Genomic DNA, 22,596 nt, shown 5'->3' on the forward strand with positions numbered 1-22,596 from the left:
TCGTAGTTTTCGGATACTATCTAAGGCTGGAAACTGCTGCAAGGCAGCTCAGAAATATGAAGCTATATTCTGCAAATCTACTGCTGAAAAGCAGCACCGGCACGCCTTTAAGGCGTGCCGAACACTCCCAGGAAGTCGTTGTAGTGCCAACGAGCAGGTGGTTCAAGCTTTCGCAGTCGCACTTCTCCGTATCGCAGTGAGCAGTACTTGATGTCCATTTCTTTGCGCTCTGCCATGCTTTCAATGAGATTTTGTGGATTGATAACGATCCATGGGGAAACACCATCCGCGAATTCAATCGTCATTTTTTCAAAATGGTTGGTCTGTTGAACAGTGGAGCCATCTTGAAGCACTTCGTGAAACTCAGGCTCATCACCTTCATCCTCCATACAAAGCGCATAGCATTGCTGCGATTCGGAGGCTCTAAAGCGTGTGCGTCTTTGCAGTTCGGCGCACCAGGTTGGATTGTGCTGCCACCAAAGTGCGCTGTGAATAGGCTGAAGCCTGTGCCCAAAAAGACGGGCGTTCAGCTGTGTGTGCTCCAAGTCCACCAGACTATGCTTGGCATCTAACTCGGCGTTGGCCTGAATACGTGGTATGGCGTTGATGTGGACGTACTGTTCGGGCTGTAGGATGTCATCCAGACAATGACTGGCTAGCGGAAAATTTTTTGACTCAAACCCTGGTTTTTGAAAGCTGATATCAGCCCCTTTCATGCCGCGAACGTTTCTATTCATGATCAGCAGGTTGGGGCTTTTGGGTGATCGTCGCCGATGGCGCTGAATACGTCCTGCTAACTGAATTAGCGAGCGCATGGAGCTGGGCTCGGCGATCGCCCAGTCGTAGTCGTGGTCTCGCCCTACTTCCGTAACGGGTGTACCCAGCACTAGAAAAACATGTTGGCAATCTGGGGCTTTCGCCATTGCGCTTGAAATCATCGGTTGATGCCAAATGGCATTTTCATCGTTTCGGTTTAAAACGGCATCCAGCTCGCGTTCAATATGCGACCTTACAATCAACGGGTATTGGCTGTGGTAAACACACAAGTGCAGCTGATACCCCTCGGGTGCCGGTTTGCTGGCCAGCGCCTTTGCCAACGCAACCATAGGGTTGATGTTAGCCATGCGGATCAGCCCAACAGAAACGGCCACATCGCCCTGGGCGGCCTTTGTATTATGGGCATCGTGCAGTGTGAAAATATGGGAATGAAGTGTTTCTGCCAGTGCGGTCACAATCGTTTCACTGTCGGTTTTTTCAGCACTGACGGGCAACAACTGGGCGTATCTGAGTGGCGCCTGCTCTTTTTTCAACTGTTTTATGCGCTGCTCCACAAATTGTTGATGTGCAGTACCAAAGGTGTCAGCTGATGGGTGATCGGAAATAACCGAGCCAAATTCATCAAACCAGGCGCAGATTACCGCAGGTTGCTTTCCTGGTTCACCGCAGGCGTTGTTGAATGTTTGTCTGCCGGCGGCATAGGCGTCAAACAGCGCGGTAACCAATGCTGGCGGTAATGTTGCGGATGACAATAAAACCCGACTGCCCAATAGGCCGGCCCAGTTCACCAGCCGGCACAAGGCTGGCAAATCTTCCAGCCCAAAGTCATCGGGCTCGTCCAAAACCAGGTCCGAAGTCAGCAGTCGCAGCATGGGTGCAATTTGCTTGCCGCCGCGGGTACCCTCGGTTGCGGGCATCAGGTAATCAATGGTGCTGACCAGAACCGGCGCGCTTACAAGTTGATGCAGGCGGGGGCTGCGCTTTAGCCACTCACTCAAAAGACCGTCGTCCAGAGTGCCCTCATAACGCAAGTGGTGATTGCCGTCGATCAAATCGTCCGCTGATTCACTGCCGGTGCGCTCTGATGCTGTCGTGCTTTCTAAATCTGCTTCCGCTCGCTGTTCGTGAAGTTTTCTTACGGCCTGCGACCCAATCAGGACCGCCATATCTTCAGAGTCCAGATGCAAGCGTTCCTTAAAGGCATCGCCGGTTTGTAGGGTAAGTGTTCGCAGGCCCAGAGCGACGTTAAAACGGCAACCTTCTCGTTCGTTGGCGAGCCCATACATGATGCGAGCGTTAGCAAAGGTTTTACCGCATCCGGTTGAGGCCATGTTGATACCAAAAAAGCCCTGCTGACGAGAGCGCTCAGATACGCTTCGCGAAAGATCGTAAGCTTTGTCTTGCCAGCGAAATCGCGAGATCGTTACGCGTTTTTTTAGGGCTTTCAGGCGCGTAATAGCTGGCAGTTGCTTTCGCAGACTGGGTAATCGTTTTGCCATCAACACTGCGTTATGGCCAACGCCAATGTTGTGCTCGTCGAGCCTCTGCTTCAGTTGGCGGGTTTCCCTGTCGGTATTGGCGTAAGCTTTATAGCGCTTGTCTTGCCATTGCACGACCGGCGGGGCGGCGGAGTAGCAATGGTCAGCCAGCATCAGCACCAGGCGTGCGAGATGGCTGGTAAAGCGGTCAGCCATCCAGTCGTGTTCCTGTAATTTTTGATGTTTGAGTGCACGTTTACCCAGACTTTGTGCTTTCTGGCACCAGGTGCGGCTTGAAAGAGGGGTGCCGTGTGGGAATTTGCGGATGCCGGCCCAGTGTTTCGCTTCCCAGTCGGTGAAAAAGATTTGCGGCGAGTTCCAGCCTGCGTTGAGCGTTTTGCCTTCCAGCCAACTGTCGATGCGCTCAGTATGAGGCTGGGAACTTGCGCCATCGACCTTGTGAGGAAACTCAGGCAAGCGGTGATGAGTCATAATCAGCCAAGCCGCAACGCGTGCAATGGGGCGCTCTGTCCATTTTGAAAACGGGTTACTGAAATGTGCCGGTTCGTCTTCGACCAGCCGGGCCAATACGCTTTTTTCCAGATCAGGCGTAACGGTTTCCAGTTGCTCCAGCCATTGCGGGTCACTGAGTTCGCCTACAAACGCTTCAAATAGCCGTAGGCTGATCCACTCGTGGCGAATGGGTTCGCTGCCTTTGCCTGTGTAAGACGGCTTTAGTTTTCCCTGAAATAATGCGTTGGCTTTGCCGAAATCGTGGAACAATCCTGCAATGCCCGCCAGCAGTGATATGGCTTCTGCCGTATGCCACTGGTTTTCATCGTCTTGCCTTAGAATATTGCGGCTTGTGCTATTGGTTGGCACCGCTCCTTCTTCGTTGAACTGTCCGATGTTGCCGACAATCCACATCAATTCACTGTGATCTTTGCCCCGAATCCAATGGCAGGCCACGGCGGTGTTTTTGCGGGCACTCTTTTTCAGCAGCTTGCGAAGTGTAATCAGGCCTTCCATAGTGATGGGGGTTTGCCAAGTTCGATCGCCCCGACGCTCGGCAAACTGATCCAGTATCTTTCGGGTTTCGGTTAGCGCGTTTTTACTGCATTGGGAAATTAGCAGCACGTTCATGACTTCGCGCTCCCGAGTGTCACGGCGATATCCTTGAGGGTATCAATCATAAAGTCGAGAGAACCGGTGCGGGTGAGGGCTTCAATGCAACTGCGCCGAAATTCCTGTTCTTCGTCGCCACGTGAGGCAGAAATAAAGGCTTGTGGCAGAATGACTGCGTCTTTCACAAGGTCTGCCGCGTCGAAAACCAGACCACCGCGCCTGGTTTTGCCGTGCAATACCGCCAAGCCATGGGGTATGCCCAGCACCCAAGTAGCGGTAGCGCCTAGACCGTAGGCAAGGTAGTTGCCGTGATCCAGGAAGCGGTTGGCGGGGTCGGCGCCGGTGCCGCGTTTGGATCGTGTGAACTCGCCATAACTAAGGGCGTTTACGGCCAGCTTGAAAAGCTGTTTCGTTAATCTGGCCTCTTCCGTGAGTAGGTTCATCACATCCGGGGCGTGCTCTATGCGCTCGAGGCTGCGCTCCACAAGTCCATTGAGTTGGTCAGAATTGATCTCAAAGCCGTTGTCTTTGAGTTGGCGGCTGCCAAGCCATAGCTTTTGAATCATACCCAGCCGCGCCCGCTGAATGTGCTTGGCCGCCGCTAAGCGTTTTTCGTCGTCAAACCAGAAACTGACCCAGCCCTGAAGGTATTCCGTTGGACGGTATTCGCTTTGTGGCGAAAACCAAGCCACTTCAATATCAATTTCGTTGGCACTGAAGAGCGGTGTGCCGCCGCCGCCGGAAAAACCCACAAGAACCCCGGCTTTTGCCAGTTCCCGCATCGCCGCTTGGGTGACAGATGTACCCGTCCCCAGCAGCACTGTTGTGGTGTTCGCGATGGGGATGTTCCAATACAGTGAGCGTTTGCCTTCGTCGGTCACATACTCGACCCTTCCGCCGTTCACAAGTAAGCGACAATGTTCCAGATAGTAAATGTTGGCTCGTTTGGAATGTAAAATGGTTTTTAGATCGCTGGGCGAGAAATCATCCATGAAGACACCTTGTAAACGGACGGCTAAATTTAGCGCTCTGTCGATAATATATTCACTGTGGCTTCAGATCGTTATCAAGTCCAGTCGTTGTGCCTTAACGCGCAAGCCACACAATAAGCCCCCAGCACTCAAATCTCTTCCGGCCGACCAAACAGGTACCCCTGAAAATTCTTGCACCCATGATTAGCCAGCCAGTTTCGCTGTTCTTCCGTTTCTACGCCTTCGGCAATAACTTCCAGATTCAGCCCCTTGGCCAACCCGATTATGGAGACCACAATGGCGGAGCTTGCAGGGTTGGTTGCTACCTCAGTTATAAATGACTGATCTATTTTGATTTGATCCAGCGGCAACTGGTTGAGATAGCTCATCGAAGAATAACCTGTGCCGAAGTCATCCAATGAAAAACGAACGCCCATGGAACGAAGGCGCTTCATCATTCCGGTGATTCGCTCGGGGTCATCCATTAGCAGGCTTTCGGTTACTTCAAGTTTGAGCAGGTGCGGTGGTGCACCTGTTTTCTCAAGAATCCGGCCTACATGGTCTACGAAGTTATCACTCTGAAACTGAACGACGCTGACGTTAACCGCAAGACTGAGCTCAGAGCGGGCGGGCTCTGACTGCCAGGCCGCCAGCTTTTCACACGCTTGTTCGATAATCCATCGGCCGATAGGCAGAATAAGCCGGCTCTGTTCGGCGATCGGGATGAAAACGCCCGGGGATACTATGCCCCGTTTCGGGTGACGCCAGCGCAAGAGCACTTCGTAACCGACCAGCTGATCCGGGTTGCGGATCTGGGGCTGGTAATAGAGCACCAGTTGCTCCTCTGCCAGGGCGTTCCGCAATTCCTCTTCCATAAGAACGTGCTGAACAACCTTGGCCTGTATTTCAGAATCGAAGAATGAGATGCGCTTTTCACCCCGAAGCTTCGCCCGTTCTTTTGCCTGCTGGGTTGCCTGCTCGGCTTTCTGAAGTTGTTCGTCAGGAGCTGCGGTGTGCCCGTCAATCAGGATAATGCCGATACTGACACTGACCTGGATTGTCTGCTCCAGAACCTTAATCGGGAAGGTAAAGGCGCTAAGGATTTTTTCCGCAACACTCTCTGCAGAACGCGCTGCCACTTCCTGAGAGGCGTGCCGGCTGGACAACAGGATGGCAAATTCGTCCCCCCCGATGCGCGCAAGGGTATCACTTTCACGAACCACGCCAGCCAGCTGCCCGGCCAGGGCTTTCAGGACCAGGTCGCCAAACCCGTATCCCCTGGAATCATTAACCGCGCGTAGCTGTTCGACATCAACATACAAAAGGGCAGCGTGGGCATTCTGCCGGATAGGGTTTTTGCGGACCCCGGAGATCCTTTCATCGAGCAGCGCCTTATTTGCGAGCCCTGTCAGTGGGTCGTAGAAGGCCAGCTGATGCGCTTTCTGTTCGGCTTCTTTGCGCTGGGTAATGTCGTGAAACGTTCCTACGTAGTTCTGAACGATGCCTGACTGTCCGTAAACGGCGGTGATGGTCAGCCATTCCGCGAACTCCTCTCCATTTTTCCGAAGGTTCCATATTTCACCCTCCCAAGAGCCTTCTTTCCGCACCCGGCCCCAGAGATGCTGGTAAAACTCAAGGTCTTGCAACCCGGATTGAAGCATGCGCGGGTTCTGTCCCACCACGTCATGTTCGGTGTAACCGGTTATGCGTGAAAACGCTTTGTTGGTTCTTAGTATCACTCCACGTTCATCGGTTATCATAATGCCCAAATGGGTCTCGAACGCAGTAGAAGCAATACGCAGTTCAGCCTGTTGAAACTTGCTCTCAGTTACATCACGCACCACAGCCATGTAACCGCCGGACTCGCCCGTTATGTCTCGCAGCGCACTCACCCGAGCTGCGAAATCGCGCGCTCCGCCTTCAAAAAACAACTGGTATTCAAAGTCGAGGGTCTTCTCGGTTTTTCCAACGTCTACCTTTAACTGGTCAAGCTGGGCAGCAAGCTCGGGCGGTAGCACCTTGCTGTAATGCAGGCCCGGCAGTTTTTCCGCAGGCATCAGTAGCTGGCTTTTGTCCTGCGCATGCACAAAGGTGAACCTTCCCTGTTCATCGAACACGAAGATCAGATCTGGAATAGAGCTCACAAGGGCCTGCAATCGGCTTTCATTGGTTTGTGCGCTTTGCTGTAAAAGCCTTCGTTCCCGGTTTTCGTGCAATAGCGCATTCTCAACGGACAGTCTTCGGAAGAACTGCCTCAGAAAGAACAGGCCAATGATCGCAACCAGTAAAATGCCGGTGGCCCCAACCCAAAGACTCTGGTACCAATCTTGTAACGCCACTGACGCTTTCTCGCCAACGACAACAATGTAGGGCGCACCCGGCACACGCTTGAAAGCGTAAAACCTTTTCTCACCGTCAATGTATGACTCGAAAACCGCCTGATAGCTGCTGGAATCACTGTCAATAAAACGACGAATTTCCAGACGGTTGACGACCTTTCCCAGACTAGACGTATCTTTGAGAGCAGTTGGAATACGGGCGACCAGTTTCATCGATTCGTCAATAATGGCGATGCTTTGGCCATCGGACAAGGATAATCTGGCAAAAGATTCGGAGAGCATTTCAGGCGATTGACGCGCCACAATCACAGCGCTGATATTGCCGGTGTCGGAATGCAACTGGCTCAACATCCAAATCCAAATCCACAGATCACCGGTTTCTGGGTCTGTATACAGCGGTGTTACGACTTCACGGCTAGGGTTGCCAGACAGGTAGCTTGCAATAAAGGGCCAGTCAGGAGTTTTGGTGACGCTCTTGCCTATTGAAGGGTAGAAAAAATTGCTAGCCGGATCTGCGACGAACAGTTTGTCTATGAATCCCAGGCTGGAAACCTTCTGATCCAGATACGATTCTATGTTCTCAAGGCGGGTTTCGGCTGAGGTGTTTGGCTGGTGAACAAGGAGCTGAACAAATCCGGCGAGAGCCCGCAGGCCGTACCCGGTAGAAAACAGCCTGTTTGCAACCAGTTCAGCCGCCAGATCAGCGCGAGCGACAGAGCGACCTATTGCAGTCTCTTTAGCCTGCTTGTAGGTGTTTTGAGCGACGTAACCAGCGGAAACCACGAGGCCGAGCAACGCAAAAATATACAACGCAATGGGAAGACGATAAGGCGCGGCAGAGCTCGATCTCGTCCTGTTTTCTTGCTTTTTCATTCAAACTGCTCATTAGTCGTTATTTTTGGCGTTTGGCGACAAATCCAAGCACCCAGAAAAGTAAACGCTGAGCGAGTTATAGCAACTCAAAATCAAAAGATGTGAGTAAACAGTAGTAAGCAGTGGTTTTGCTTTCTGCCAACTATCCAGAGAACCCCAGCATGAAAAACCCTTTCGCATCTCTGTTCAAAAAAACTCCGTAAATGAACGTTGAACAACTGCAAAAAGCGGCGCCCGTTGCAGGCGCCGCTTTTGATTTGCTCAAACAGTGCTTGCTCTACCCCTGCTTCATTTTGTCAGAGTAAGGCGGCCATCCCATAGGTTTACCAGCCAGCAGATGCAGGTGAATGTGGAATACGGTTTGGCCGGCGCTTTCGCCACAGTTCATGACTGTGCGGTAGCCGTCTTCGGCGAAGCCCATTTCTTTGGCCAGTTTGGCGGCCACGTAATACAGATTGCCCACCAGTTCCCGATCGTCTTCGGTGATGTCGTTAATCGTCGCAATGTGCCTTTTCGGAATAATCAGCAGGTGCACGGGCGCTTGCGGGTTAATGTCGCGAAACGCTAGGGTAGTATCGTCTTCGTAAACGATGTCAGCGGGAATTTCCCGGTTGATGATTTTGGTAAAAATAGTTTCTGACATAACAGGCTCCTTGTTAAAAATGAGGTAGAAAGTGAGTTAAAAAGTAAGGTTCAGTCCAGTCCCATGGCGTAACGGGCGACGCGGTTGCGGGCGAAAGGCAGTGCCTGCGCGGCGCCCAGGCCCAGATTGCGCAGCAGGTGCAGGGGCGGAACGCGGTTGCTGAACAGGTGATAAAAGGCATCCATAGCCAGCATCATGCGGCGGTTAGCCGGTCGGCGCTGGTGTTCATATTGGCCCAGTAAGGCGGGGTCGGCCAGGTCGGTGCCGTTGTTACGGGCAACAATCAATAGTTGTTGCAGGCATTGAGCGTCTTGAAAACCCAGGTTCACGCCTTGGCCGGCCAAGGGGTTGATGGTGTGGGCCGCATCGCCGGCCAATACCACGCGGCCCTGGTAATAGTGTTTGGCGTGCTGGCGGGCAATGGGGAAACTGGCGCGGGTGTCTATATGCATCAGCTCTGGCAGCGGTTCGGGAAATTCCCGTTGAATTTCGGCCATCAGTTGCTCGGTGGACATAGCTTTGAGTTGTGCCAGCCGGGCGGGGGCGTCGTACCACACCAGCGAGCCCCAGCTTTCACCGGGAAATTCTTCGCCGGCTGTGTGCAACGGCAAAAAGGCCCGCGGGCCAGAGGGTAAAAAGCCCTGCCAGGTGATGTCTTCCACCGCGCCGCGGTAACGAACAGACATCACCATGGCTTGTTGGTCGTATTGGCTGCGGGTGACCCCAATGCCGGCCAGATCGCGCACCCGGGATTGGGCACCGTCGGCACCTACCACCAGGGTTGCGGTAATGGCGGTGTCGTTATCCAGATCCAGCTGCGCGTGATCAGGGTTCTGGGTGAGGTTTGTAACTGCAACGCCCGGCATTAACGTGATGTTTTTCTGAGTACTTGCGGCCTGCCAAAGAGCCGCCTGAGTAACGCTGTTTTCCACAATGTGGCCAAGGTGGCTGGCGCCCAGTTTATCGGCGTTGAATTCCACTCGTGCCAAGGGCTTTGGCAGCAGGCGGGTAAGCGGGTGTGAAGACTGGTCCCATACCGCCAGGCGGCGATAGGGCGTGGCGCGCATGGCCAGAATATTGTCCCATGCCTGAAGGCTCTGCAAGTAGCGTTCACTGCCGGCGCTGAGCGCTGACACGCGAATATCGGGCGTGCTGGCTGGCACAAATTCGGGGGCGTCAGCAAAGTCAATCAGCGCCACGCGAAAACCGTTGCGGCCCAGGCCTGTCGCAAGGGCTGCACCCACCATGCCGGCGCCGACAACCGCAATATCAAATGCTTGAGTCATATCGGATTCCTGTTTGTTGTTATCAGTTTACGCGATGGCAACAAACAGGCAAGCCGTGGAGTGGATGTTGTTTTTTTGTACGCAGCCTCAATCGGCTTTATACATGTGCATATCACGCTGGGGGAAGGGAATACTGATGCCTTCGGCGTCGAACGCCTTCTTGACGCGTTCCTGCATGTCCCAGTAAAACGGCCACAGGTCTGCGGATTTGGTCCAGACGCGCACGGTCAGGTCAACAGAGCTGTCGCCCAGGCCGCCTACCACAATCATCGGTTCCGGGTCTTTCAGAGAGCGTTCGTCTTCTTCAATCAGGCGCTTGATGGTGGCTTTGGCCTTATCAATGTCGTCACCGTAGCCAATGCCAAAGCTCATGTCGCAGCGGCGGGTAGGGTAGGCGCTGAGGTTGGTCAGGCTGGAGTTGGACAGGTCGCCGTTGGGAATAATAATGCGGCGGTTATCAAAGGTATTAACGATGGTGTACAGAATAGAGATTTCCACCACCGAACCCAGGTAGCCCTGGGCTTCGATGACATCGCCCACTTTGAATGGCTTGAAGATCAGAATCAGCACGCCGCCGGCGAAATTGCCCAGGCTGCCTTGCAGTGCCAGGCCAATGGCCAAGCCGGCCGCACCAATAATGGCAATAAAGGACGTGGTGGCAATGCCCACCATGGATGCCACGGAAATCAGCAGCAGAATTTTCAGAATGGCGGATAACAGGCCGCACAGAAAGGTATTCAGCGTAGGGTCTTTTTTGCCAAGTTTGCTATCCAGTAAGCGAACAAACCGGTTAATCAGCCACATACCCACAATCAGGGTGATAATGGCCAGTACCACTTTGGGTGCGTAGGCCATGACCAGTGTGATGGCCTGGTCTACCAGTTCTGTGGCGCGGCCGTTGGCGCCGAACAAATCTTCCATAGCTAACTCCTTGTGAACATTTTTGTTTTATGAAATACGCGGGTGGGCGTGCTTGGCCCACTGTGCGATGGCGTCCGGACCGCCATGCATAATCACTGTGCCGGGTTTGCGGCCTAGCTGGTAATCGTACATTGGGTCGTAGTAATGCTCTAGCAGGCTTTGTATCCAGGCGTTATGGCCGTCGCTGGCGCCGTTCTCTGCCTGTTGGGCCAGCGCGGACTCCATCATGCTGCGCAGTTGCTGATGGCGTTCGCCGCCAAGGCGCTTACGAATGCGATCGAGCGCGCTTAAAAGGTAGTCGCAGAAATTTAGCCAGCCGGCATTTTCGCCATTCAGGTTCGTGTAGTCGGCCAGCATATTTTCGACATAGTCTTGGCGAATAATATCAATGCGCTCGGCCATTGGTCGGTCCAGTACGGCCAACGGTGCCGCAGCCATGCGCTCCCGCAGGCTGACGGGCAGCGCGCAATGCCCCACAAGACGGCTTTCGTCTTCCAGATAAATGGGGCCGCCGTGATGATGCCTGGCGTGCAGCATGGCGACTGCAAGCTGGTTTTCGAAGTTGATTTGCGTGGGCTGTGGCGTTACCTGTCGGCCAAAGCTGGAGCCGCGGTGGTTGGCCAGGCCTTCGAGATCCACCGGGTTGGGCAGGGTGTGCAATACGCGGGTTTTGCCAGTGCCGGTGCGGCCGCTGAGGATGTAAAACGTCTCGCTGGCAATCTGCTGTTCCAGCTGATCGATCAGGAACCGGCGCATGGCTTTATAGCCGCCTTCCACCAGCGGATAATCAATGCCCGCTTGGGCAATCCACTGGCGTGAAAGATGTGAGCGCAGGCCGCCGCGGAAACAATACAGGTAGCCGTCTGGATGCTGGGTGCAAAAGTGTTTCCAGGCCTCAAGGCGCTGAGCCTTGATGTCGCCCTGCACCAACTGGTGGCCCAGCTCGATGGCTTTGCTTTGGCCCTGCTCTTTGTAACAAATTCCGACAAGGTGGCGCTCGTCGTCGTTCATCAGCGGTGCGTTAATAGCACCGGGAAGATGGCCTTTGTCGAATTCAACAGGCGCGCGCACGTCTAGCAGCGGTGTGTTGTTCAGAAATAGAGAAAGGTAGTCGTTGGTATCTTGTTTGCGGGTCATAAAGGAAGAACAAACTGGCCAGATTGGTCGCTGAGTATAGAGCAGTTAACGCGGTTGTGTTGGGGCGGGCACAAAAAAGAGCCGTCCTTATTAAAAAGTCGGCTCGTAAAGGTCAGTGCTTCGCGCTGAATTTTTGCAGCCAAGGCCAAATCAGCATCCCGGCAGCGATGCCGGCGGCGTCAGCGGCCACGTCAGCCATTGAAAAGTCGCGGTAGGGCAAGGTGGCTTGCACAATTTCTATCAGCATGCCGAAGCCCAGCAACAGCGGGACGAAGTAGAGCGGTTTCAGCTGCGGCCAGCCCAAACGCATCAACAACGTAAGCTCCAGAAAGGCAATCAGGTGATTGACCTTGTCGCTGGGCGCAGAGGGCACTGGTAGCGGGCCTGCGGTCGTGGCCAGAAACAGAATAGCGGCAATAGACGCCAGTAGCGCAAATCGCCACAGGGCGCGTAAACGGAGTAATTGTGCAAGCCGTTGTTTCGTGGTTGCTAAAAGCATATCGATTGTTTGTTCCGGCTGTGGCAAAGAGCGCATCATGATATGCTTTGCAGCCCGTCAATGTCACTGTAACCAAGGTTTTTGCGCCATGCTCAATGGTAACTTTTTTCGCGGATTGGGATATCTGGGCGAGGGTTTTGGCCTTATTTGGCAACCCGGTCTTCGCCTTTTTGTGATTATCCCCCTGCTGATTAACATTCTGCTGTTCAGCCTGCTGTTTTTTTATCTGGGTGAATTATTTTCCGGTCTGATTGCGACTGCTATGGGCTGGTTGCCAGACTGGGCTTGGCTGCAAGCGCTGGACTGGCTGTTCTGGTTGCTTTACGGCGCTGTTATTGTGTTGGTGCTGGCTTACGGTTTTGTGATTGTGGCCAACCTGATTGGGGCCCCGTTTTACGGTTACCTGGCGGAGCGCTGTGAGCAGCACCTGACCGGTCAGCCAATAGGCGAAGATGAAGGCTGGGCGGGTATTGTTAAAGACATTCCGCGCTCACTGTGGCGCGAGTTGCAGAAAATCGGCTATTACCTGCCCCGTGCCTTGGGCCTGCTCATTCTGGGGCTGATTCCGGTGGTGAATCTGGTGGCGGTGGTGCTCTGGTTTGTGTTCAATAGCTGGATGATGGCGCTGCAGTATGTGGACTACCCGGCAGATAATCACAAGACCAGCTTTCCGGTGCTAAAACAGATGCTGGCCGAGCGCCGATTGTCGGCCTTGGGTTTTGGACTGCCGGTCGCACTGGCAGCCATGGTGCCAGTATTGAACTTGTTTGTGGTGCCGGCAGCGGTGTGCGGTGCCACGGCGTTATGGGTGCGTGAACAAGGTTCCGCACGTCTTTGATTGAGATTTGGATTTGGAGGTTGCTTGGAAACGTCGGATTTTGTCATTGGTCAGCGCTGGGTTAGTCACAGCGATACAGCCCTGGGCTTGGGCATAGTTACAGATATTTCCGGACGCAGGGTGACCCTGGGTTTTCCGGCGGCTGACGAAGAGCGTACCTACGCCACCGACAACGCGCCCTTGTCGCGCATTATTTATCAGCTTGGTGAAACCATTGAAACCTTTGATGGCGGAAGCTACATCGTGCGCGCGGTGGAAGACATGGCCGGTTTGCTGGTTTACCACGCCGATGATGGCGAAAACATCCAGACGGTTTCTGAGGTGAAGCTCAGCGGAACGGTGAACTTCTCGGCCCCCCATCAGCGCCTGTTCGCCGGCCAGTTTGACCGTAACGGTGCCTTTCGGCTCCGTTTTTCCACGTTGAACCACCTTGACCGTCTGCGGGCCTCGCCGGCCGAGGGCCTGATTGGTGCTCGCACCCAGCATTTGCCCCATCAGCTCTATATTGCCGGCGAAGTGGCCCGGCGTTTTGCCCCGCGGGTACTGTTGGCCGACGAAGTAGGCCTGGGCAAAACCATTGAGGCTGGTTTGATTCTGCACTATCAGCTGCACACGGGCCGCGCCCGGCGGGCCTTGATCGTAGTGCCAGATTCGTTGATACACCAATGGCTGGTTGAAATGCTGCGGCGCTTCAACCTGCGCTTCTCCATTGTTGATCAAGGCCGTTATGACGCCATCAAAGAACAGCAGAGCGACGTGGATGCTCTGATGAGCCATATATTTGGCGAAGAAGGTCGGGAAAACCCATTTGAAAGTGAGCAGTTGGTGTTGTGTAGCCAGAGTTTTCTGACCGCCACTGAACAAGCCCGAAACGACGCCATAGCGGCCGGCTGGGACCTGCTGATTGTTGATGAAGCGCACCACCTGGCCTGGAGTGAAAGCCATGTTAGTGCGGAATATCAAACAATTGAAAACCTGGCGGCGGCGAGCCAGGGCCTGCTGCTGCTGACCGCAACGCCAGAACAGGTGGGGCTGGCCAGCCATTTTGCGCGTTTGCGCCTGCTGGATCCGGCGCGGTTCCACGACTTACAGGCGTTCCGCGAACAGGAAAGCCAGTATGAAGCGGTCAACGCCGTGGTTCGCCGATTGCAGTCTGAACACACCATCGCAAGCGGCGACCAGCAAATTCTAGAGCAGTGGCTGGGTTCGCAATTGCCCCAGCTGCTGACAGAGAGCGACCCCCATCAGGCGATTATTGACGCCCTGCTGGATCGCCACGGCACCGGCCGGGTGTTGTTCCGTAATACTCGCGCTGCTATCCAGGGCTTTCCCGAGCGTCTCCCACACCCGGTGCCACTGCCGTGCCCCGAACTCTACAGCGGCTTTACCCGCGGCATTGACGGCCTGACCCCCGAACGCAGCGAACCCGACGAAGAGCAGTGGCTGGCGGAAGATCCGCGGGTAGCCTGGTTGCAAAAAACACTGGCGGGTTTGCGCCCAGCCAAAGTGGTGGTGATTTGCGCCCACGCCAGCACGGCTATGGCCCTGGAGCATTTTCTTCAGCTGCGCGCCGGTATTCGCAGCGCAGCGTTCCACGAACATTTAAGCCTGATAGAGCGCGACCGCGCCGCCGCTTATTTTGCAGACTCCGAGCAGGGTGCCCAAGCGCTGATTTGCTCCGAGATTGGCAGTGAAGGCCGTAACTTCCAGTTTGCCCATCATTTGGTGCTGTTTGACCTGCCGGCCAACCCGGACCTGTTGGAACAGCGCATTGGCCGCCTTGACCGTATTGGCCAAACCAGCGCCATTGATATTCATATCCCGTATCTGGAAGGCACCAGTCAGGAAGTGCAGTACCAATGGTTCCAGCGTGGTCTGAACGCCTTTGCAGAAAGTTGCAGTGTGGGTGTGGCCGTGCAGGAGTCGGTAGCCGAGGCCTGGCAGCAGTCGCTGGCGGGCGACGAAGCCGCTCTGGAAGCCCTGGTGAGCGCTTCAGCAGCGGAAACTGCGCGCCTGAAAACCCTGCTGCAGAATGGCCGCGATGCGCTGATTGAGCTGAACTCCTGCCGCAACGAGCCGGCGCAACAATTGATTGATGCCATTGAAACCGAAGAATCAGCTGCGGCCGTGCGCGACTATATGATGGAAGCCTTCGACATTCTGGGTGTGGATGTAGAAGACCATTCCGAACATTCGGACGTGCTGCGCCCGGGCGAGCAGTACCAGGCCGGGCACGTGGCCGGCTTGCCCGAAGACGGCATAACCGTCACCTGGGAACGGGACCGCGCGCTGGAACGCGAAGACCTGGCGTTCATGAGCTGGGAGCACCCGATGGTGACCGGCATTATGGAGTCAGTGACCAGTTCCGGACTGGGTAAAGCTGCGTTGGCCACCATGTCGGTGAAGGCTTTGCCCGCCGGCACCCTGCTGATGGAAGCCCTGTTCACTGTGCATTGCCCTGCGCCAGACGCTCTTCAGTTGACCCGTTACCTGCCGGTGTCGCCGCTGCGCTTGCTGGTGGATGTGACCGGCAAAGACCTGTCGAAAGCCCTGCCCCATGACCGCCTGAACGACATGTGTTCTAATATTCGCCGGCGCACAGCACAGGCGATTGTGCCGCAAATTCGCGCCCAGGTTGAAACCATGGTGGACCATTCCCAGCGCCTGGCTGAGCCGCACCTACAACCGCTGCAACAAAAAGCACTGGCGCAGGTAGATGCAATGTTCGGCCCGGAAATACGCCGCCTGGAAGCCTTGCAGGCGGTGAATCCGGCGATTCGTAATGAGGAAATCGAGTATTTCCGCGCCCAGCTGGCAGCTGCCCGCGAAGCAATAGGGCACGCCACACTGGCGTTGGAGGGCATCCGGGTGATTGTAACCGCCTGATGCTGTAACACGACGGGCTTAGCTGGCCAGATATTAAGCAATCAGGTAACGTAAAGTGATGAAGATCAGCTGTTCAAACCAGGCACAACAGGGGAATTAATGATGACGTTCATACTGTTTATAGTGGCGATAGCGGGCTTGCTGGTCGTGATGCGCCAGGAAGCCGGAGCGAAAGCTGCGGTGGGTGTTATGGTGGGCGTAGGCCTTTTGTCGTTGCTGTTTGCATCGTTCGGGCTGGCATTGCTTCTGTTTGTTGGTGCCGGCATTACGGCCGCCGCCGGCTTACCAGGCTTTCGCCGCAGCTGGTTAACGCCCAAAGCCTTTGCCCTGTTCAAGAAAGTAGCCCCGAAAGTATCTGAAACGGAAAAGGTAGCGCTGGAAGCGGGCACAGTAGGTTGGGACGGCGAATTGTTTACCGGCAAACCTGACTGGCACAGTCTGTTGATAAACCGCAACACCGGCCTGACCGACAAAGAACAGACGTTTGTGGATAACCAGTGCAACCAGGCGCTGGCCATGTGCAATGCCTGGGATGTAGCGGTAGAGCGTGCCGACCTGCCGGAAGAGCTGTGGGACTTTCTCAAGCGCGAAAAGTTCTTCGGTATGATTATCCCTGAAAAATACGGTGGTCTGGGATTCTCCGCGAAAGCTCAGACCGCCGTGCTGCAGCGCCTGGCCGTTAACGAAATGCTGATGGTAACGGTTGGCGTGCCCAATTCCCTTGGGCCTGGCGAGCTGCTTATAAAATACGGCACCGATGAGCAAAAAGAATATTATTTGCCGCGCCTGGCTGACGGCCGCGAAATACCCTGTTTTGGCCTGACCGGCCCGCGCGCAGGTTCCGACGCCACTTCGTTACCGGATACCGGTATTGTGTGTAAGCAGGAAGTTGACGGCAAAGAAGTCATTGGTTTGCGTCTGAATTTTGAGAAACGCTGGATTACCCTTGCACCAATCGCCACGGTGGTGGGCCTGGCCTTCCGCATGTTCGACCCCGATGGCTTGCTGAGCGACGTTGAAGACCGCGGCATTACCTGCGCACTGATTCCCCGTGATACCGACGGCATGGAAATCGGCCGTCGCCACTGCCCGATAGGAAGCCCGTTTCTGAACGGCCCGATTATTGGCAAAGACATGTTCATTCCGCTGGACTACCTGATCGGTGGTGAAAAAATGGCCGGCGAGGGCTGGCGCATGCTGGTGGAATGTTTGTCGGTGGGCCGCTGCATTACGTTGCCGTCTGGCGCTGCCGGTGGGGCTGCCTTCGCGGTGGCCACGGCCGGTGGCTTTACCCGGATAAGGCGCCAGTTCAATACGCCAGTGGCGGAAATGGAAGGCGTACAGCAGCCGCTGGCGCGGATTGCTGCCAAAACGTACATTGCCCAAGCGGCGGTTAACCATACCGCCAACATGATTGACCAAGGCCAGAAACCGGCGGTGCCGTCGGCGATTCTGAAGTACCACCTGACCGAGTATCAGCGCGACATTCTCAGCGATGCGATGGACGTTCACGGCGGCAAAACGGTCACCCTTGGCCCACGCAATTACATGGGTATTTCGTTCAGTAGTTCGGCAGTGTCTATTACCGTTGAGGGCGCTAACATAATGACCCGCAGCCTGATGATCTTTGGCCAGGGCGCCATTCGCTGCCATCCGTACGTGTTAAAAGAGCTGGCGGCGAAAGACAACGACGACATCGATGCCTTTGACGAAGCATTTTTCGGTCACGCCGGGCTGGTGTTTGGTAACGCTGCCCGAGCCTTTACCCAAGCCTTGGGCATTGGTCGCGCAGACGTGCCGTTTGATCACGGTGCGCGTAAATACGCCCAGTCTGTGGCCCGCTTCAGCGCCGCTTTCGGGCTGTGTTCCGACGCGGCTATGACCACCCTGGGCAGTGAGCTAAAAATGCGCGAACTGACCTCTGCGCGTTTGGGTGACATGCTGTCGAATCTGTATTTGGCTTCTATGGTTCTCAAACAGTGGCACGAAACCCAGCCGGTGGACGGCGAGCAGGCACTCATGGCCTACAGTCTGGACATGCTGCTGGCGCGTACGGAAACGGCGCTGGTGGAATTCCTTGATAACCTGCCGAATCGGTTGGTGGCCGGCGCACTGCGGGTGATTACCTTGCCCATCGGCCGACGCTGGACTGGCCCGAATGACGCTCTGACTCACACCGTGGCGCAGGCCATTTCAACGGATTCGCCACTGAGGAAAAAACTGTTGTCCAGCCTGTGGGTGGGTGACAGTGAAAACGGCGTCGACACCGTTGCCTATAACCCCGTAGCCAGTTACAACAACCTTCTGAAAGACAACGCCAAAGCTGAAAAGCTCTATCGCAAAGCCAACAAGGCTTACAGCAAGGGCGAATTGCCGATCATCGCTTTGCACCCGGAGCAACGTTTTGAAGCCGCTTTGGACGCGGGCGTGTTCAGCGACGAAGATGCAATCTTTATGCGTGATTACGAAGCAAAAGTGCTGGAAATGCTGACGGTGGACGACTTCGCCTTTGACGAATTCGCACGCAATAAAAAGTCGGTGATTGATCACAACCCCTCAGAAGCGCAGCCTTCTTGATGGCGCATTGAGTATGTGGTTGTCGGTTCTGGCCATTAGCGGTGGTGCGGTGCTCGGCGCGAATGTGCGCTGGGCACTGGCTTTGTGGCTGAACGCCAGCCATCACCATGTGCCGCTGGGCACGTTGGTGGCAAATATGGCCGGTGGCTGGCTGGCGGGTTTGTTGCTGGCCTGGTTCAGCCACAGTTCCAGCCTGTCACCGGAGTGGCGCTTGTTTGCCATAACCGGCCTGTGTGGCGCGCTAACGACTTTCTCCACTTTCTCGTTGGAAATGCTCACGGCCTTGCAGCAGGGAAAGTGGGGCATGGCTCTGGTGGGTATTCTGGCCCACGTTTGCGGTGCGTTGCTGATGACGGCTGTTGGCTTTTATACGGTTGCATTGATCAAAACTTGATCTGCACCATTACCTATGCAAAATTGTCAAAATCCACTTGGCAAGCCCTGAGTTCCCGAGTAGAGTAATTCTTGAAGGAAATATTCAGTGAAGCATTTCATTAATAAGACGTATTCCAGCGGTTAGTATTAGACCCAGTGATGAGCAGTTACCGTCCTTTTATTGATTCCGCAGATTCTGGTTTCCCGTAAACACCGGCTCAAACCATCTTGGTTGAGCAGGGTGAATAATTGATTGATTGCAGGATATTTGAGCATGTCTACTACTACCGGTACTGTTAAGTTCTTCAACGAAGCAAAAGGATTTGGTTTCATCACTCGTGAAGGCGGCCCCGACGTATTCGTTCACTACAGCGCTATTCAGGGCGGCGGTTTCAAGACTCTGGCAGAAGGCCAGCAAGTCGAGTTCACCGTTACCCAGGGCCAGAAAGGTCCTCAAGCGGAAAACGTTGTACCTCTGTAATCCCGCTTGGATTCAGAAGTAACCCGCTATAAAAAAGGCAGCCCAGGCTGCCTTTTTTTGTGGGTGTTATCCGTACTGAATAAGATTTTAACAATGGCCGCTTAGCGGGTGATAACCGCGGGGTCACCACGGCCCTCTACCGCCGCCAGTTCCGCGCTGGATAACCACTCGCCGGGTGGCAATGCCATTACGCTGGCGCAAGCCGCCAGGGCGTGGGCCCAGGAACAGCCATTGGTAAACAGCATGCCGGCTTCGGTCAGCGTGCCGCCATGGTTGCGGTAACCCAACACCCGTGATGTTGCCGGTGCCGGAAACAGCGTGTGTAAATGGCCACGGAACACTTCCGGGCGCATGTGCGTGAGTGCGACCCGGCGGCTCAGTCGGCCCGGGAATAACTGTTCACGTTCCAGTTCATTCATACACACAGCGGCTTCCTGGGCGTCGCGGGGCTGGCGCAGGCGCCCTGGTTCCTGAACGTACACCAGGCGGAAGGCTGCACCGCTGTCGCGCAACCGTTCGCACGCACGGATGGTTTCTGACAGCTGGTAGGCGCCATTCGCAATCAGCATAACCGGCTCGCGCCCGCCAGTGTCTTCATCAATCACAATCGCTCCCTGGCGCGCCAGCAGCGCCGCTTCGGCGGTGTTGAACACACACGGCCGCTCGCGCTTTGGCACAACCATGCAGGTAATGCGACCGCGGCTGCGATAAATGCCGGGCATCAGCGCCAGGGTGCTGTTGTAGTCAGCGGGGAACACCACGCGGGACACATCACTCATTTCCCCTAATAAGCTTTCACAGAAGGTTGTGTCTTGATGGGATTGTTCGTTCTTGCCGTTTTCCCAGGTGTGGGACGTTGCTACCACGGGCAGGCCAAGCCAGCGCGCAGGGCGCCCTACTGCGGCTTGATGACGGGCGAATATCAGTTCCTGGCGGATGGCTCCGAGCATTTTTACGCAAAAGGCTTCGTAACTGGCCACCAGGTTGAGGCCGGCCTTGTTGGCCAGGCAAGCAGAAACCACGGCCTCTTCATTCAGCACGGTAATAACCCCGCCCAGAACGGATTCGCTGTCGTTTTCCGGTTCGTTCACCCGGTGTTTTAACAGGTGCAATACGCCTTCCAGGCGATTGCTGGCAAGCTCGTCCGGGTTGCCCACGCGGGGCCTTAATGTCGGGTTGGCCTCAACCAGGGCACAGAAGAAATCGTTAATAGCAGTCATCGGCGATGCCGCCTGCTGTACCGGCGCCAACGTTGGAATCACCGGCTCCGGCGGATTGCGCAGGGCCAGAGGGTGGTCCCGTTCCAGCGGCCGTTTCTGATCCTGATGGCGGTTCAGCGTGCGCAGTGCGGCGGTCAGTTCGTCTAGCTCAACGTGCAGCGGCGCGGTGTGTTGATGAAACAGCTCGCGTATGCGTGCGTCAACCCGTGGGTTGCCCGGCAGCGGCAAATTATGTGCAGCATTTTCGCCCGCGCCGTAAAAACCGAAGCCTTTGACGGTTTCGGCAATGCCGTAGGGAATCCGTGCGGGATAGTTCTGCTGACCACTCAATACGGCTTCGGCCTGTTCTTCCAGCGCCCATTCCATATCCAGCATGGCGCACACAAATGCGGCAGGGTCGCGACCGTCAAAGCGGAAGGGTGCAAAGCCGCGGGCGGACAGATGTTCTTCAAAGCGCTCCAGGCCTTCGCGGGTACCCAGTTCGGTACGCTGCTCAATGCGCCGGCCGTTGGCAATCATGATGGGCATGATCAAGCCGCAGTCTTCAGCGCGCCACCAGCGCGGAATCCAGTCGCTGCCGCGCTGCTCTTCAGCGGCACCGTCCGACAAAAACGCTACCAGAGATTCGCCAGGTAAGGGCATGTGCGCGTATTGCAGCTCGGCAAAGCCCAAATAGCCGCCTTCGATAATGCCGCCGGCGGTGTAAGGGTTAACGTGGCTGCCCAGGGGCGCCACGTTGCTGCCATCGGGGTTCTGGCGGTAACTGTAAAAGTCCCGGGCTAGCTGTGTCAGGCCATCGGCCCCGCCATAGGCCTGCTGTTGTTCCGGATGCAGGTTGCCGGTCAGAACATTCAGGGCGTCAACAGCTGCCACGCAGTGGCCCTGGCCCATCAGCCAGCTGCGGGTTTTTCCGGTTAGGCTATTAGTAGTCAGGTAGGCGGCGTAAGCGGGCACCATATTCAGCGCACCGCCGGTGTGGCCTTCCGGTTTGGGTTTGAAGTCATCCGCCGCCAGGGCCTTGCCGTTCAAGCATACCCGGTTGGTGTAGGTCATGTGCACGACTTGCCACATGCCTGCACTGACAAGTCTGTCGAGAGCGGCCAGGTGATGGAATACGGTTTCCAGATTTGGCTGTAGCTTGCGATGGACCAACTGCCGCGCTGAGTGCAGAACCCTTGAACACAGCAGGTCACCGTGGCTGATAACGCCATAGCCGGCGCGCCAGTAGTTGTATGCGTCTTGCGCGTTGCCAGTCAGAGTGGCAATCGAAGTGTCAATTAGAGTGTCAGTCAGAGAATCGTTGTTTAGGTCGGGCGCAGACATAGAAGCCTTTTTTTTATGTCAAAGTATGGCAGAAGTATATGCGCGGCGGATTCGGGGGCTATTGATGTAGGTCAGCCTGGTAGCCTGCACAGATTACACCGGAGTAAGATCTGGTGTCGGCTGCGGTGGAACCGGTGGTTTGAGAATTTCTAGGTAAAACTGGCGATTTCGGCGCTGGTTAAAAAGCGATGCTCACCAGCGGCCAGTGCCGAATCCAGCGTTACCCCGCCAATGCGGCTGCGGTGCAAAGTCGTGACGTGATTACCAACGGCGGCCATCATACGTTTGACCTGGTGGTAGCGGCCTTCAGAAATAGTCAGCTCTATGAGCTGTGACTGCAGCACCTTCACCTGAGCGGGCTTTGTCGGCTTAGTGTCGTTACGAAGCATCACGCCGGTTTCCAGTGCCGCAATGGCCGTGTGTGAAATCGGCTCGCTCAAAGCCACCTGATAAGTTTTCGTGCACTCCACTCTTGGCGAGGTGACCCGGTGCGACCACTGACCATCGGTTGTCAGCAGCAGCAAACCGGTAGTGTCTGCGTCCAGGCGGCCGGCAATATGAAGATTGCGGGTCAGCTCTGCCGGCAGAAGATCCAGCGCTGTGGGCTGGTCATTGTCGCGGGTGGCGCTGATATATCCTGCGGGCTTGTTGAGCATCAAGTAGCGCTCAGCAGGTAGGGCAACGGGTTCTCCTTGCAGCAAAACCTCAGCGTTGGCCGGAACGGCGGCGGCCGAATTCTTCCACAGGGCGCCGTTTACCTGAACGTCACCAGCGGCTATGGCATGCTTTGCTTCTTTGCGTGAAAGGTCTGAGCTAGTGGCAATAAATTGATCGAGGCGCATGGTCT

At 55.4% G+C, this 22,596-nt stretch carries 15 protein-coding genes; 5 read left to right on the forward strand and 10 right to left on the reverse strand.

Annotation, left to right across the window (positions count from 1 at the left end; translation table 11 throughout):
- Positions 1 to 107: 107 nt before the first annotated feature.
- From cas3f to ATI45_RS16960, 8 genes are all read right to left on the reverse strand, one after another.
- Positions 108 to 3,398: a type I-F CRISPR-associated helicase Cas3f gene (cas3f, locus tag ATI45_RS16925; RefSeq protein ID WP_098420805.1), complete on the reverse strand. Its 3,291-nt coding sequence runs from the start codon at positions 3,396 to 3,398 to the stop codon at positions 108 to 110.
- Positions 3,395 to 4,372, reverse strand: a complete 978-nt coding sequence (cas1f, locus tag ATI45_RS16930; protein ID WP_098420806.1) for a type I-F CRISPR-associated endonuclease Cas1f — start codon at positions 4,370 to 4,372, stop codon at positions 3,395 to 3,397. Before cas1f ends, cas3f begins: the two co-directional genes overlap by 4 nt.
- A gap of 128 nt (positions 4,373 to 4,500) precedes the next feature.
- Positions 4,501 to 7,563, reverse strand: a complete 3,063-nt coding sequence (locus ATI45_RS16935) for an EAL domain-containing protein (protein WP_098420807.1) — start codon at positions 7,561 to 7,563, stop codon at positions 4,501 to 4,503.
- Positions 7,564 to 7,840: 277 nt separating this feature from the next.
- The gene (locus tag ATI45_RS16940; protein WP_098420808.1) at positions 7,841 to 8,206 is read right to left on the reverse strand and encodes a histidine triad nucleotide-binding protein; all 366 of its coding nucleotides are present in this window, start codon (positions 8,204 to 8,206) and stop codon (positions 7,841 to 7,843) included.
- Between the two features lie 50 nt (positions 8,207 to 8,256).
- Positions 8,257 to 9,492 carry an FAD-dependent monooxygenase gene (locus ATI45_RS16945; protein ID WP_098420809.1) on the reverse strand — a complete coding sequence of 412 codons (1,236 nt, stop codon included), beginning with the start codon at positions 9,490 to 9,492 and terminating at the stop codon, positions 8,257 to 8,259.
- An 87-nt stretch (positions 9,493 to 9,579) separates the two neighbouring features.
- Positions 9,580 to 10,413 (reverse strand): mechanosensitive ion channel family protein, encoded by an 834-nt coding sequence (locus ATI45_RS16950; RefSeq protein ID WP_098420810.1) that lies wholly within the window; start codon positions 10,411 to 10,413, stop codon positions 9,580 to 9,582.
- A gap of 27 nt (positions 10,414 to 10,440) precedes the next feature.
- A complete protein-coding gene (gene mnmH, locus ATI45_RS16955; protein WP_098420811.1) occupies positions 10,441 to 11,550 on the reverse strand; it encodes a tRNA 2-selenouridine(34) synthase MnmH in 1,110 nt (369 codons plus the stop codon).
- A gap of 112 nt (positions 11,551 to 11,662) precedes the next feature.
- A complete protein-coding gene (locus tag ATI45_RS16960) occupies positions 11,663 to 12,049 on the reverse strand; it encodes a VanZ family protein (RefSeq protein ID WP_228706072.1) in 387 nt (128 codons plus the stop codon).
- An 88-nt stretch (positions 12,050 to 12,137) separates the two neighbouring features.
- Between ATI45_RS16960 and cysZ the strand changes: the two genes are divergently transcribed.
- The 5 genes from cysZ to ATI45_RS16985 all read left to right on the forward strand — a co-directional run bounded on the left by cysZ (position 12,138) and on the right by ATI45_RS16985 (position 19,206).
- Positions 12,138 to 12,887: a sulfate transporter CysZ gene (gene cysZ, locus ATI45_RS16965; protein ID WP_098420813.1), complete on the forward strand. Its 750-nt coding sequence runs from the start codon at positions 12,138 to 12,140 to the stop codon at positions 12,885 to 12,887.
- Between the two features lie 24 nt (positions 12,888 to 12,911).
- The gene (gene rapA / locus ATI45_RS16970; protein ID WP_098420814.1) at positions 12,912 to 15,773 is read left to right on the forward strand and encodes an RNA polymerase-associated protein RapA; all 2,862 of its coding nucleotides are present in this window, start codon (positions 12,912 to 12,914) and stop codon (positions 15,771 to 15,773) included.
- Positions 15,774 to 15,875: 102 nt separating this feature from the next.
- On the forward strand, positions 15,876 to 18,350 hold the full coding sequence (locus tag ATI45_RS16975) for an acyl-CoA dehydrogenase (protein WP_218925925.1): 2,475 nt from the start codon (positions 15,876 to 15,878) through the stop codon (positions 18,348 to 18,350).
- A 13-nt stretch (positions 18,351 to 18,363) separates the two neighbouring features.
- Positions 18,364 to 18,744, forward strand: a complete 381-nt coding sequence (crcB, locus tag ATI45_RS16980) for a fluoride efflux transporter CrcB (RefSeq protein WP_098420816.1) — start codon at positions 18,364 to 18,366, stop codon at positions 18,742 to 18,744.
- Between the two features lie 255 nt (positions 18,745 to 18,999).
- Positions 19,000 to 19,206 (forward strand): cold-shock protein, encoded by a 207-nt coding sequence (locus ATI45_RS16985; RefSeq protein WP_007348333.1) that lies wholly within the window; start codon positions 19,000 to 19,002, stop codon positions 19,204 to 19,206.
- Between the two features lie 101 nt (positions 19,207 to 19,307).
- Here ATI45_RS16985 and ATI45_RS16990 read toward each other — a convergent pair whose 3' ends face one another.
- Both ATI45_RS16990 and ATI45_RS16995 read right to left on the reverse strand, forming a co-directional pair.
- Positions 19,308 to 21,749 (reverse strand): xylulose 5-phosphate 3-epimerase, encoded by a 2,442-nt coding sequence (locus ATI45_RS16990; RefSeq protein WP_098420817.1) that lies wholly within the window; start codon positions 21,747 to 21,749, stop codon positions 19,308 to 19,310.
- A gap of 149 nt (positions 21,750 to 21,898) precedes the next feature.
- The gene (locus ATI45_RS16995; protein WP_098420818.1) at positions 21,899 to 22,591 is read right to left on the reverse strand and encodes a pseudouridine synthase; all 693 of its coding nucleotides are present in this window, start codon (positions 22,589 to 22,591) and stop codon (positions 21,899 to 21,901) included.
- Positions 22,592 to 22,596 lie beyond the last annotated feature (5 nt).

It is taken from the genome of Marinobacter sp. LV10MA510-1 (assembly GCF_002563885.1).
In the GTDB taxonomy this organism is placed as follows: Bacteria; Pseudomonadota; Gammaproteobacteria; order Pseudomonadales; family Oleiphilaceae; genus Marinobacter.